The 12602-nt window shown below is 73.2% G+C and carries 13 protein-coding genes; 6 read left to right on the top strand and 7 right to left on the bottom strand.

Features of this window, described 5'->3' with window-relative positions:
* Nucleotides 1-61: 61 nt before the first annotated feature.
* The 5 genes from ASC67_RS09895 to ASC67_RS09875 form a co-directional block, all read right to left on the bottom strand.
* The gene (locus ASC67_RS09895; protein ID WP_056318890.1) at nt 62-640 is read right to left on the bottom strand and encodes a hypothetical protein; all 579 of its coding nucleotides are present in this window, start codon (nt 638-640) and stop codon (nt 62-64) included.
* 86 nt (nt 641-726) lie between these two features.
* Nucleotides 727-1953, bottom strand: coding sequence for an FIST N-terminal domain-containing protein (locus tag ASC67_RS09890; RefSeq protein ID WP_056318887.1), 1227 nt, complete (start codon nt 1951-1953; stop codon nt 727-729).
* 20 nt (nt 1954-1973) lie between these two features.
* Nucleotides 1974-2723 (bottom strand): PhaM family polyhydroxyalkanoate granule multifunctional regulatory protein, encoded by a 750-nt coding sequence (locus ASC67_RS09885; protein WP_056318882.1) that lies wholly within the window; start codon nt 2721-2723, stop codon nt 1974-1976.
* Nucleotides 2724-2836: 113 nt separating this feature from the next.
* Nucleotides 2837-3319 carry a TIGR02281 family clan AA aspartic protease gene (locus ASC67_RS09880; RefSeq protein ID WP_056318878.1) on the bottom strand — a complete coding sequence of 161 codons (483 nt, stop codon included), beginning with the start codon at nt 3317-3319 and terminating at the stop codon, nt 2837-2839.
* A gap of 16 nt (nt 3320-3335) precedes the next feature.
* The gene (locus ASC67_RS09875; RefSeq protein ID WP_056318873.1) at nt 3336-4319 is read right to left on the bottom strand and encodes a fumarylacetoacetate hydrolase family protein; all 984 of its coding nucleotides are present in this window, start codon (nt 4317-4319) and stop codon (nt 3336-3338) included.
* Between the two features lie 146 nt (nt 4320-4465).
* Between ASC67_RS09875 and ASC67_RS09870 the strand changes: the two genes are divergently transcribed.
* The 3 genes from ASC67_RS09870 to ASC67_RS09860 all read left to right on the top strand — a co-directional run bounded on the left by ASC67_RS09870 (nt 4466) and on the right by ASC67_RS09860 (nt 6726).
* Nucleotides 4466-5290 carry an IclR family transcriptional regulator gene (locus ASC67_RS09870; RefSeq protein WP_056318870.1) on the top strand — a complete coding sequence of 275 codons (825 nt, stop codon included), beginning with the start codon at nt 4466-4468 and terminating at the stop codon, nt 5288-5290.
* Complete coding sequence (locus ASC67_RS09865; protein ID WP_056318866.1) at nt 5287-6369, top strand: DUF3108 domain-containing protein; 1083 nt, start codon at nt 5287-5289, stop codon at nt 6367-6369. The genes ASC67_RS09870 and ASC67_RS09865 overlap by 4 nt, the downstream gene beginning before the upstream one ends.
* Nucleotides 6370-6447: 78 nt before the next feature.
* Entirely contained in the window at nt 6448-6726 is a 279-nt protein-coding gene (locus ASC67_RS09860; protein ID WP_056318863.1) for a DUF3567 domain-containing protein, read from the top strand.
* Here ASC67_RS09860 and ASC67_RS09855 read toward each other — a convergent pair.
* Nucleotides 6680-7957 carry a putative zinc-binding metallopeptidase gene (locus ASC67_RS09855; RefSeq protein ID WP_056318856.1) on the bottom strand — a complete coding sequence of 426 codons (1278 nt, stop codon included), beginning with the start codon at nt 7955-7957 and terminating at the stop codon, nt 6680-6682. The two genes, ASC67_RS09860 and ASC67_RS09855, sit on opposite strands and share 47 nt — an antisense overlap.
* A 203-nt stretch (nt 7958-8160) precedes the next feature.
* On the opposite strand from ASC67_RS09855, the gene ASC67_RS09850 reads away from it, so the two are divergent.
* Genes ASC67_RS09850 through ASC67_RS09840 form a run of 3 tightly spaced genes read left to right on the top strand, consistent with a single transcriptional unit; the run spans nt 8161 to nt 11733 of the window.
* The gene (locus ASC67_RS09850; protein WP_056318851.1) at nt 8161-8919 is read left to right on the top strand and encodes a class II glutamine amidotransferase; all 759 of its coding nucleotides are present in this window, start codon (nt 8161-8163) and stop codon (nt 8917-8919) included.
* Between the two features lie 16 nt (nt 8920-8935).
* Entirely contained in the window at nt 8936-9445 is a 510-nt protein-coding gene (locus ASC67_RS09845) for a (2Fe-2S)-binding protein (protein WP_056318850.1), read from the top strand.
* Complete coding sequence (locus tag ASC67_RS09840) at nt 9442-11733, top strand: molybdopterin cofactor-binding domain-containing protein (RefSeq protein WP_056318849.1); 2292 nt, start codon at nt 9442-9444, stop codon at nt 11731-11733. Before ASC67_RS09845 ends, ASC67_RS09840 begins: the two co-directional genes overlap by 4 nt.
* Nucleotides 11734-11763: 30 nt before the next feature.
* On the opposite strand, the gene pyrF is transcribed toward ASC67_RS09840, so the two are convergent.
* Entirely contained in the window at nt 11764-12600 is an 837-nt protein-coding gene (pyrF, locus tag ASC67_RS09835; protein ID WP_056318848.1) for an orotidine-5'-phosphate decarboxylase, read from the bottom strand.
* Between the last annotated feature and the right edge of the window lie 2 nt (nt 12601-12602).

Here is a 12602-nt window from a genome sequence, read left to right as displayed (position 1 = left end):
GAGAGGGAGCAAGGCCCCCGGCCCTCTCCCGCTTTGCGGGAGAGGGCCGGGGTGAGGGTCTTCAGTGCTCGACCAAGGTGCCCGGCGGCGGCGTGGCGCCCGGACGGGGCGGGACCTTGGGGCCGGGCCGCTCCGGTGGGCGGGGCTCGGGCGGGCGCACCGTCGGCGGCGGGCGCGGGCGCACCGGCCGGTGCGGGATCACCACCACCGGTGGCGGCGCTTCCGCCTCGACGCGTGCGCGGGCCGCCTCGCGCTCGGCCTCGGCCTGCGCCGCCTTCGCGCGGGCCAGCTCGACCTCCTGGTCGCGCTCTCGCTGCTGCTCGATCTGGCGTCCGATGCGTTCGCTGACCGCGGCCGATTCGCGCTGCGACGCGGCGCGGCGCGCGTCGGCCTCGGCCGGGTCTTCGGGCGTCGTGGTCCAGCGGCGTTCGGTCTTCGCGCCCGGCTGCGGCCGGTCGGTGAAGATCACGCGCCCGTCGGGCAGGCGCTGCTGCACGATCTCGCGCGCAGCAGGCGCCGCGGGTGCTGCGGCCGAGGCCGCCGACGCCGGCGTGGCGGCCGGGGTCGGCTGGGCAGGCGCCGACGCGTGCAGGGCCAGCGCCATCAGGCCCGCGACGGTCGGAAGCGGAAGGACGCGCATGGCGGTCAGACCGCGCCGTTGTCCGCCGGTTCCCCGAGCCGTGGCGGTGGCCGCGAGGCCCGGCAGCGCTTCTGGCATGTATGTCATCACGCCGGCGCGGTGAACACCGTCAGCACGCCGGTGTAGCCGTAGAGATGGCGGTGGCCGATCTCGCCCGCGGCGAAGAAGCCGACCAGCGGCACGTCGCCGAGCGCATGGCGCAGCAGCTGCAGCTCGGCCGACGGCGCGCCGAAGTGCGGGCCGCCGCGGCCGGTGCAGCTCACGTAGAGCGCGCCGACGATCTGTCGCCCACCGGTCACGGCCGCGCCGCCGTCCGGCAGGTCGTCGGGTTCGAGCGCGCTGCGGATCTCGGTGGCGATGCGCACCAGGTCGCGCCGGGCCGCGTCGGTGTCGCGATGGCAGAAGGCGAGTTGCTGGCCGGCGAGTGCGGTGTCGGCGATCGCGATGCCGCGGCGCTGCGGGTCGATGCCGATCAGGTGGCGCACCCGCGTCTCGGTGCCGAAGGCATGGCCGCGCGCCGCAGTGACGAACTCGCCCGGCCGCGGCGCCGCGGTGTCGCTCAGCCCGACCAGCGTGCTGCGCATGCGGGGCAGCGCCTCGCGCGGCGCCTGCTCGTCGACGGCCAGATCGCCCAGCAGGCAGTCGAGCGCGGGACGGTCGTCGAGCTCGTAGACCACGTTGCGCTCGATCCGCGTGATCGCCCGCACCGGGCCCACCGGCTGGCAGCCCTGGGTGATGCGCGAGACGATCGCCACATCGGCGGTGAACGCCACGCCCGACAGGCCGCCGGTGAACACGCCGCCCTCGCCGGCATCCGCGCCGCCGGGGGCGGCGATCGTCAGCACGCGGTTGCGCGCCGAGCCGAGGCCGCCGAACAGGTAGCCGCTGTCGACCCGCTCGCTCAGCTCGCCGACCAGCTCCGACAGCTCGGGCGTCGACGGGTCGGCGTGCACCAGCGCCGTGTGCGGCTGGAAACCGGCGTCGCCCTGCAGCGGCCGGCGCCCGGAGAACACGCGGAACTGTTCGCGCGGCATCGCCGCCAGCATCACCGCGAGCCCGGGCTCGTCGAAGTACTCGACACCGCTCGCGCAGATGCCGATGCCGACGCTGCCGACCCAGGCGGTGCCCGGATAGCGCTCGCGCAACTCGGCCAGCAGGGCCTCGGCGGCCGGTGCGTGGTGGTCGGTCAGGTAACACCAGCCCAGCGTCGGCGCGGGGCGGTCGGCGAGCTGGGCGTCGAGTTGCGCGCACACCAGCCCGAGGGCCAGCCGGGCGTCGGGGTGGGTGGCGTGGGCGTGGGCGAAGGCTTGCATCGAGTCCGGCGCGGGAAGAATCAGCGCCGGCGGGCCGCCGCCTTGCGTGCCGGGGCGGCCTTCTTCTTCGCCGCCGCGGGCTTGGTGGCCGACTTGCCGGAGGCGGCCGCGCGAGCGGCACGGTTGGCCACGCCGCCGGCCATCTCGGCCGCCTTGCGGGCCGGCGCCATGCCGACCTTGATGGTCTGCTCGGCGGCATCGAAGCTCTGCTTCACCAGGTTGCCCGCGAGCTGCTTCGCGGAGTCGGACGCCACGTCCTTCATGGTGCTGGCGGCCAGTTGCGTGAACTGCTTGGTCAGCGCACCCCACCACTGGGTCGGGTCGACGATACCGGTCACCGGCGCGGCGGCCGGTTTGGCCTTCGCGCGCGATGCGGCAGGCTTCTTCGCGGCCGGTGTCTCGGCCGGCTCGTCGTCGTCATCGTCCTCGACGTCGGGCGCCGCGGCTGCGGCGGGTTCGTCATCGGGCAGCTTGATGCGCAGCGACTCGCGCAGGTCGGCCACCTGCACGTTCATGGTCTTCAGCGTCGACAGCGTCATGCGCTGCACTTCCAGCGCCTGGATCGTGGCACCCAGCATGCGCGCGTTCTGTTCGAGCCAGAACTGCACCGTGCGCAACTCCTCGATGCGCTTCTCCAGCTCCTCGGGGTTCAGCGTCGGCGCGACCCACTGGCCGATGTTGGGCAGCACCGAACCGGCGTTCTTGACCAGGCCCTGCAGGAAGTCGAAGCCCGGAACCATTTTCGCGAAGTCGGGGGTGGCGGCATTCATCGGCGGTCTCCTGTTGTTGTGGTCGGTGCGGCCAGCCATTGTGCGGCGCCGCGCCGCGCTTGTGCGCGGTTCGCGCTAGGCAAGAACCCGCCTCGAAGCGAACGACGACGACCTCAGGGGCCAGCCTCGATGCGCAGCACGCCGCCCTGCTGCTGCCAGCGCAGCCGGCCCAGCACGTCCATCCCGAGCAGAGGCTTGTCGCCGAGCGCGGGCAGCACCACCAGCGGCAGGCGCTCGACGCGCACGCCGCCGTCGAGCACCAGGTCGGCCCGCGCGACGTGGCCGCGCACCATGCCGCCGGCGGTGCTGGAGTCGACGCGGCCGATCGCCTCGAGCTTGAGCTCGTCGGCCAGTGCCGCCGAGATCGCGCTGCGCGTGGCGCCGGTGTCGACCAGGAAGTCGACCTCGCGGCCGTTCAGCCGTGCCGGCCAGTGGTAATGGCCGTCGTCGCCGCGTCGGATCTCGATCACGCCGCCCTCGTGCGAGAAGCGCGAGCGCTGCTGCTGCGCCTCCAGCGCACGAAAGCCGAGGAAGACCGCCAGGCCCAGCAGCAGCCAGACGGTGGCGATCTTCAGCGTGCGGGGGAACTCGGTCATGCGCGGCGTGGATGCATCAGCCCGGCGCCGCCACCGTCTGCTCGATCGCACCGAACACGCTCAGGCCGTCGCTGCCCTTCATCTCGATGCGCACCGTGTCGCCGTACTGCATGAACTCGGTGACCGGCGCGCCGCCTTCGAGGGTCTCGATCGCGCGCTTCTCGGCGATGCAGCTGTAGCCCTTGGACCAGTCCTTGTTGCTGACCGTGCCGCTGCCGACGATGCTGCCGGCGCGCACCCGGCGCGTCTTCGCGAGGTGGGCGATCAGCTGGCCGAAATGGAAGGTCATCTCGGGCCCGGCCTCGCACAGCCCGACCTTCCTGCCGTTCCACTGGGTCTGCAGCGTGAGGTGCACGCGGCCGCCCTGCCAGGCGGCGCCCAGCTCGTCGGGAGTGACGGCGACCGGGCTGAAGGCGGTGGCCGGCTTGCTCTGCAGGAAGCCGAAGCCCTTGGCCAGCTCGGCGGGAATGAGGTGGCGCAGGCTCACGTCGTTGGCCAGCATCAGCAGGCGGATGCCGTCGATCGCCGCTTCGGGCGACACGCCCATCGGCAGGTCGCCGGTGATCACCGCGACCTCGCTCTCGAAGTCGATGCCCATCTTCTCGCTCGGCACGACGATGTCGTCGCGCGGGCCGAGCAGGTCGTCGCTGCCGCCCTGGTACATCAGCGGGTCGGTGTAGAAGCTCTCGGGCACCTCGGCGCCGCGCGCCTTGCGCACCAGCTCCACGTGGTTGATGTAGGCCGAACCGTCGGCCCACTGGCAGGCGCGCGGCAGCGGTGCCATGCACTGCGCCGGCTCGAACGCGAAGGCGTGGCGCGTCTTGCCCTGGTTCAGCGTCTCGTACAGGTCCTGCAGCTGCGGCGACAGGAAGTTCCAGTCGTCGAGCACCTGCTGCAGGCGGCTGGCGATGCCGCTCGCATAATGGGCCGTGGTCAGGTCGTGCGAGACGACGACCAGCTGGCCATCGCGCGAGCCGTCCTTGTAGGTGGCGAGTTTCATCGGGGTCGGGCTCCTCGGCGGGACCGCAGCCCCGTTGGCGAAATTTCGATACAGTGAATCGGTTTCGTCATTGTAAATTTGCCGTCGTGTCCACGCGCTCTCCTTCCGCCGCGGTCGAAGCGGCCTCGTCGTCGCAGCAGGCGGCCATGATGCCCGGGCGGGCCGGCATCCAGTCGGTCGAGGTCGGCTATGCCCTGCTCGACGCGCTGGCGGCCACACCCGACGCGATGATGCTGCGCGATCTGTCCGCCGTCTGTGCGATGAGCGCGGCCAAGGCCCACCGCTATCTCGTGAGTTTCCAGCGCGTCGGGCTCGTGGTGCAGGATCCGGCGACCAGCCGCTACGACCTCGGTCCGATGGCGCGGCGCCTCGGGCTCGCCAGCCTGGCGCGGCTCGACGGGCTGGCGGTCGCGCGTGCGGCGGCGGCACGCCTGTGCGAGGCGATCGGCCACACGACGGCGCTGGCCGTGTGGAGCGAGCGCGGTCCCATCATCGTGCACTGCGAGACCCCTTCGTGTCAGCCGCTCACCGCCGGCCTGCGTTTGGGAAGCGTGATGCCCTTGTCGAGTTCCGCGACCGGCCGCTGTTTCGCCGCCTGGTTGCCGCGTGAGCAGACCGCGCCCTTGCTGGCGAGCGAACTCGGCGCCAGGCCGCCGCGCCCTCTGGCGCGGCTCGCCACCGCGTCCGGTTGGGCCGCCTGGGCCGCGGCGGTCCGCGCGCGCGGGGCCGGCACGGCCGATGGCGATCTGCAGCGCGGCGTCGCGACCCTGTGCCACCCGGTGTTCGATGCCGCGGGCCGCCTCACGCTGGGCCTGGTCACGCTCGGCCCGAGCACGGCCTTCGACGGTCGGGCCGGCGGGGCGATCGACAAGGCCGCGCAATCGGCGGCGGCCGCGCTGTCGCGCGAATTCGGGAGCGCGAGCGACGGCCGGGCGCCCACGGTGGCCCGGCCCGCGAGGCGCGGCCGATGAGGCGGCACAGCGCGCTGGGGCTTGCCGGCCTGGGTGCGGCGGTGCTGTTGCTGCACGTCTGGGTGCTCGATGACCTCGGGGTCGCGCGTCCCGAAGCGCCGTCGGCCGCAACCGGCCCGGTGCGATCGGTCTGGGCGCTCGGTTCGCCGGCCGTGGCGCCGCTCGCACCGTCCGTGCTGCTGGCCAGCGCCGACACCACCGTGTCGCTGCCCGCGCTCGAGGCACTGGCGGCGGCACGGGCCGCGCCGCCGCTGCCCGGCCTCCGGCCTGTCGACGTGGCGCCGGCTGCTGCGCCCCGCCGTCGCGCCAGGGCCGATGCCGAATCCTCGGCGGTGCAGGTGGCAGAAGATGCCGCGTCCGCCGCACTGCCCGACGACCTGCTGCTGGCGGCTGCGACCACCGCACCGGCCGCGGCGGCCACCGGTGGCGACGCTGTGCCGCCGACCTACCGCACCCGCATCCCGGCCGCGGCCAAGGTCGACTACCGCCTCAGCCGGGGTGCCATCACCGGCAGCGGCGAGATCGACTGGCGGCCACAGGGCGGCGGCTACGTGCTGCGGCTCGAGGGCCGCGTGCCGATCGTCGGCACGCTGATCACGCAGACCAGCCGCGGCGGCTTCGACGCCGCCGGCCTGGCCCCGGAGCGCTACACCGACAAGCGACTGCGTCGTGCCGAGCAGGCAGCCAGCTTCCAGCGCGGCGCCGGGGTGATCAGCTTCTCGGGGCAGAGCCCGGAGCAGCCGATGACGCCCGGCGTGCAGGACCGCCTGAGCGTGATGCTGCAGCTCGCGGCCATCGCCAACGCCTGGGCCAAGCCGCCGCCGGCTGGCGAACACTTCCTGATCCGGGTGATCGGGGCGCGCGGCGACTCACACGTCTGGTCGTTGCGCTTCGAGGGCCTGCAGGCAGTCGACACGCCGGGCGGCAGCGTGCGCGCGCTGCGCTTCCTGCGCGAGCCCGAGGGCCCGCAGGACACGCGCGCCGAGTTCTGGCTCGACCCGGCCCGCCAGTACCTGCCGGTGCGCGCCCGCCTCACCGACGGCAGCAGCGACGCGTTTGAACTGCTGCGCTTGAATTGAATCGAACCTTGCAAGCAAGGTGGACTCTGGCTTGAAATTTGCGTCTGCCTCACCACCTGGCTCTCAAAGGGGAAGTCCATGCAGATGCTCTACAACTCCGACAGCTTTGCCGTGGTGCAGTTCGAGGTGGCGTCCGAGGAGCCGGATGTCCGCGAAGGCGTGCCCGGGCTGACGCGGGGCGGCTACGAGATCGTCGACAAGTTCGCGCGCAAGGAAATCTTCCTCGAGGGTGCGCTGGCCGCGAGCTTCCGCGAGGGCGTGGACGCGTTGATCGAGACCTCGCCGTCCGAAGAGGAGATCGACGCCTATGTCAGCCGCTACGCGGCGCTGATGCAGCAGCCGCTGGTGCTGCACTGACGGCGGGCGCCTCCGGCACCTCGGCAGCATCGGCATCGGCATCAACCGCCGCAGCCGGGGCTGCGCGGTCCGGCTCGGCGGCGGCGGCCTGCACCACCAGGTGCATGAATTGCAACTTGGCCACCACCGGCCGCGGCAGCACGAAGGGGTAGAAGTCGTGCTGGCCCATGCTGCGCGACAGCTCGTTGAGCACGCTGGTCAGCGCGACCCACTCGTTGACGAAGCTCACGAAGCGGGCGGCGCCGGGGTCGTCGGGGCGCCACAGCACGTCGGTCTCGAAGGGCTCGATCTCGATCGCCACCGCACGTGCGTCCAGGCCGAAGCTGAGCGCGGTGTCGTGCGTGTCGACCACGTGCAGGTAGTGCGCCCAGGTCTCCGCCCAATCCTCCCACGGGTGGGTGCTCGCGTAGCTGCTCACGTGGCGCTGGGCCCAGTCCGGCGCCGGGCCGTTGGCATAGTGGCGCTGTAGCGCGGCCGCGTAGTCGTCGCGCTCGTCGCCGAACAGCTCGCGGAAGCCTTCCAGCCAGGGGGTGCCGGCCACCAGCCGGTCCCAGTAGTAGTGGCCCACCTCGTGGCGGAAGTGCCCCAGCAGCGTGCGGTAGGGTTCGCGCATCGCGGCGCGGATGCGTTCGCGCACCGCGTCGTCGGCCTCGTTGAGGTTCAGCGTGATCAAGCCGCAGGCATGTCCCGTCATCACCGCGGGCGCACCCGGCAGCGGGGCCAGCACGTCGAACATCAGGCCGCGCTCGGCGTCCTGGTCGTCGCCGGCCACGCGCGAGGCGACCGGCAGGCCCAGCGAGATCAGCTGCGACACCAGCCGCCGCTTGGCCAACTCGATGCGGCGCCACAGCTCGGCGTGGTCGGGTTGCGTCAGGTCGGGGATGGTGCGGTTGAGCCGGCAGGCCTGGCACAGCGGCTGGAAGCTGCCGTCGGCCGAGGCCGGCACCAGCCAGTTGCAGCCGGCGATGGTGTCGAAGTTGCCGCAGCGCCGGTACAGGGTCTGCGCGTCGCCGTCCACGTGCCAGGTGTTCTCCTCGGGGCCGGGATCGAGGGCCAGCATCTGACCGCGCAGCGCTTCGTAGCCCAGCGCGGCGCCGCAGCCGTGGCACAGGCTGTTGCGGAAGAACACCGGCCGGCCGCAGCGGCAGCGGTAGCTGCGCGTCACGCGCGGCGTCGGCGTCGGCAGGCCGGCATCGGCGGGCTTCAGCGGCAGATCGGACACATCGGTCATCGGGGAGGGCTCCGCGGCTGCAGGCGCGCCGCTTCGATCGAGTCTGCCATGCAGCGGCGCTTTCGGTGCCGGCTGTGCATGGCCTTGCACGCCGAAGCGATTTGTTGCACGGCGGCCCGCGAACGGGTGCGGCCGTGGCCGCGGCGGCGTCAGAGGCTGATACTGTCCGTCCGCGTCTCCACTCCATCCTCCCTCCGCATCCCATGTGCCAGCTGCTCGGCATGAACGGCAACACGCCGACCGACATCGTGTTCAGCTTCACCGGCTTCGCGACGCGCGCGGTCGAGCACAAGGACGGCTTCGGCATCGCCTTCTTCGAAGGCCCCGGCGTGCGCTGCTTCGTCGACCACCACAGCGCCAGCGATTCGCCGGTGGCCGAGATGGTCCGCCGCTACCCGATCCGCAGCCGGCACGTCATCTCGCACATCCGCAAGGCCACGCAGGGCGGCGTGGCGCTGCAGAACACCCACCCCTTCGTGCGCGAGCTGTGGGGTCGCTACTGGGTGTTCGCGCACAACGGCGACCTGAAGGACTTCCACCCCAAGCTGCACGCCGCCTTCCATCCGGTCGGCGACACCGACAGCGAGCGCGCCTTCTGCTGGCTGCTGCAGGAGCTGGCGAAGAACCATGCGTCGGTGCCGAGCGTGCGCGACCTGACCGAGACGCTGCGCGAGCTGGCCGCGCCGGTCGCGCGCCACGGCAGCTTCAACTTCCTGCTCAGCAACGGCGACGCGCTGTGGGCGCACGGTGCGACGCGGCTGCACTGGCTGGTGCGCCAGCACCCGTTCCGCCACGCGCGGCTGCAGGACCAGGACCTGACGGTGAACTTCGCCGAGCACACCACGCCGAACGACCGCGTCGCGGTCGTCGTCACCGAGCCGCTGACGGCCGACGAGGACTGGCAGGCTTTCGCGCCCGGCGAGCTCCGGGTGTTCCAGGACGGACAGGCGCTCGACGCCTGAAGAGGACCACCGCACGATGGATCTGCTGATCAATGGCCGCTTCGTGCCGCTGCCCGACGACGCCGTCGATCCGGCGATGCCGCTGCTGTGGGTGCTGCGCGATGTGCTGCAGCTCACCGGCAGCAAGTACGGTTGCGGCATCGGCGCCTGCGGCGCCTGCACCGTGCGCGTCGACGGCGTGCCTGCGCGGTCCTGCGTCACGCCGCTGTCTGCCGTCGGCGGCAAGGCGGTCCAGACCATCGAGGGCCTGGGCAGCGCCGAGCGGCCGCATGCGTTGCAGCGCGCCTGGGTGCAGCACCAGGTGCCGCAGTGCGGCTACTGCCAGAGCGGCCTGCTGATGGCCGCCGCGGCGCTGCTCGAACGCCAGCCCAAGCCGAGCGATGCCGACATCGACGCGGCCATCACCAACCTCTGCCGCTGCGGCACCTACCCGCGCGTGCGGGCCGCCATCCACAGTGCCGCGGCCGCGCTGGCCCCGCCGGCCGCGCCACGCGTGGCGCCGCCGCCATCGAAGCCCGCGCCATGAAGCGCCGCACGCTGCTGCTCGGCGCGGCGGCCACCGGTGGCGGCCTGCTGCTCGGCTGGGCGCTGCTGCCGCCGCGCTCGCGGCTGGGCGATCGCGCGCTGCTGGCGCTGCAGGCCGGCGAGGTGGCGTTCAACGGCTGGATCAAGATCGCCGCCGACGGCGGCGTGGCGCTGGCGATGAACCGCAGCGAGATGGGCCAGGGCGTGCACACCGCGCTGCCGATGCTGGTGGCCGAGGAGCTCGACATCGGCCTCGACCGCGTGCGCCTGGTGCAAGCCGGCGCCGACGCGGTCTACGGCAACGTGGCCACCTTCGTCGCGTCGCTGCCCTTCCACCCGCGCGACAGCGAGCCGGGCCGCAGGACGGCGGCCGTGAAGGGCGGCGAGTGGGTCGTCGCCAAGCTGGCGCGCGAGCTCGGCATCAACATGACGGGGGCGTCGACCAGCATCGTCGACGCCTGGGAGCCGCTGCGGCTGGCCGCGGCTACCGTGCGGGCCCAGCTGGTCGGTGCCGCCTCGCTGCGCTGGCGCCTGCCCAAGGAGGAGATCGTGGTGCACGGCGGCGTCGTGTCGCACGCCTCCGGCAAGCGTGCGCACTTCGGCGAACTCGCCACCGCGGCCGCCGGCACGCCGGCCGGTGATGTGACGCTGAAGCCGCGCGCCGCCTGGACGCTGATCGGCCGCGACACACCGCGCACCGACGTCGTCGCCAAGAGCAACGGCAGCGCGGTCTACGGCCTCGACGTTCGGCCCGAGGGCCTGCTGTTCGCCGCGGTGCGCATGTGCCCGGTGCTCGGCGGCGCGCCGCAGCGCGTCGGCAACGAGGACGAGGTGCTGCGCCGCCCCGGCGTGCAGCGGCTGGTGCGCCTGCCGCCGCGGGCCGGCGCGACCGCCGGCGTCGCCGTGGTGGCGCGCAGCAGCTGGCATGCGCGCCAGGCGGTGGAGGCGCTGGCGATCGACTGGGCACCACCGCCGGCCGGCACGGTCGATTCGAAGGCCATCGCCGCATCGCTGGAGGCCACGGCGCGCGACGCGCTCGCACAGGACGGCGGCCTCGCCTACTACCGCAGTGGCGGCGACGCGGCGGCGGCCGAGCGCGAGGCCGGCGCGCGGGTCGTCGAGGCGCTCTACCGCGCGCCCTACCTCGCGCACGCCGCGCTCGAACCGATCAACTGCACCGCGCAGGTCCGCGACGGCCACGTCACCGTGTGGGCGCCGACCCAGGTGCCCGGCATCGCCCGCGCACATGCGGCGCGCGCCGCCGGCGTCGACGAGAGCGTGGTGACGCTGCACGTCACGCTGCTGGGCGGCGGCTTCGGCCGCCGGCTCGATGCCGACTTCGTGGCGCAGGCCGTCGCGGTGGCGCAGGAGACCGGCGGCCGGCCGGTGCAGCTGCTGTGGTCGCGCGAGGAGGACACCACGCACGACTACTACCGCCCGGCCGCGGCCGCGGCGCTGAAGGCGGTGCTGGGAGCCGATGGCCGGCCGCTGTCGTTGCGCATCGCGAGCGCCGGCGACGCCATCACGCCGCGCTGGATGGAGCGCGGCCTGCCGTGGCTGGCCGGCCCGGTCGACCTGCCCGACAAGACCACCGCCGAGGGCCTGTTCGACCAGCCCTATGCCATCGCGCACCAGCGCATCGCGCACGTCGCCACGCGCAGCGGCGTGCCGGTCGGCTACTGGCGCTCGGTCGGCCATTCGCACAATGCCTTCTTCATCGAGAGCTTCATCGACGAGCTGGCGCACGCGGCGCAGCAGAACCCGGTGGCCTACCGGCTCGCGCTGCTGGCCGACAGCCCGCGCCATGCGGCGGTGCTGCAGCTCGCGGCCGTGCAGGCCGGTTGGGGAAGCCCGCTGCCGTCCGGCCGGGCGCGCGGTGTCGCGCTGCACGAGAGCTTCGGCTCCATCGTCGCGCAGGTGGCCGAGGTGTCGCTGGCGGCCGACGGCGTGCCGCGCGTGCACCGCGTGGTCTGCGCCGTCGATTGCGGCACCGTGGTCAACCCCGGCATCGCGCGGCAGCAGATGGAGGGCGGCATCGTGTTCGGCCTGACGGCGGCGCTGCATGGCGGCATCGACATCGTGGCCGGCGTGGTGCAGCAGAAGAATTTTCCCGAGCAGCCGCTGCTGACGCTGGCCGAGTCGCCGCGGATCGAGACCTACCTCATGGCCAGCGAGCACCCCCCCGGCGGGGTCGGCGAGCCCGGCACGCCGCCGATCGCGCCGGCGGTGGCGAATGCGCTGTTCGTGTTGACCGGGGTGCGGCGGCGGGTGTTGCCCTTGCGGGGCTGAGAGGCGCTCGGTGAGGGGGCTGCTGCTTCCTCAGCGCGCCGCGTTCAGCGCTGCCCGCGTGGCCAGCGCCACCTGGCGCGCCGCGCTCGCGAACTCGGCGTCGCCGCCGGCGTACAGCACCGCGCGCGAGGAGTTCACGATGATCGGCGCGCTCGTCGCCGCCTTGTCGCCGCGCCAGGCCGCCTTCACCGTGGCCGCCGCGTCGCCGCCCTGCGCGCCGACGCCGGGGATCAGCAGCGGCAGCGTCGGCGCCAGCGTGCGCACGCGCGCCAGCTCCTCGGGGAAGGTCGCGCCCACCACCAGGCCGAGCTGGCCGTTGGTGTTCCATGGCCCCTGCGCGAGCTGCGCCAGGTGCTCGTACAGCCGCGGGCTGCCGTCCACGTCGGCCAGCCGCTGGTTCTGCAGGTCGCCGCCGCCGGGATTGGAGGTGCGGCACAGCAGGATCGCGCCCTTGCCGGGCCAGCGCAGGTAGGGCTCGACCGAGTCGAAGCCCATGAAGGGCGACAGCGTCACCGCGTCGGCCTGGTAGCGCTCGAAGGCCTCGCGCGCGTACTGCTCGGCGGTGCTGCCGATGTCGCCGCGCTTGGCGTCCAGGATCACCGGCACGTCGGGCGCCACGCGGCGGATGTGCGCCATCAGCCGCTCCAGCTGGTCTTCGGCCCGGTGCGCGGCGAAGTAGGCGATCTGCGGCTTGAAGGCGATCACCAGGTCCTTGGTGGCATCGACGATGCGGGCGCAGAAGTCGAAGATGCGCGCCGCGTCGCCGGTCCACGGCGCCGGGAACTTGGACGGCTCGGGGTCCAGCCCCACGCACAGCAGCGAATCGTTCAGCCGCTCGGCGGCCAGCAGGCGGGCGCGAAAGCTCATGT

Origin of the sequence: Methylibium sp. Root1272, assembly GCF_001425905.1 — a bacterium.
Lineage (GTDB): Bacteria > Pseudomonadota > Gammaproteobacteria > Burkholderiales > Burkholderiaceae_C > Methylibium.
Note: the sequence above shows the minus strand (reverse complement) of the source record. Positions and strands in the feature narration are given on the sequence as shown.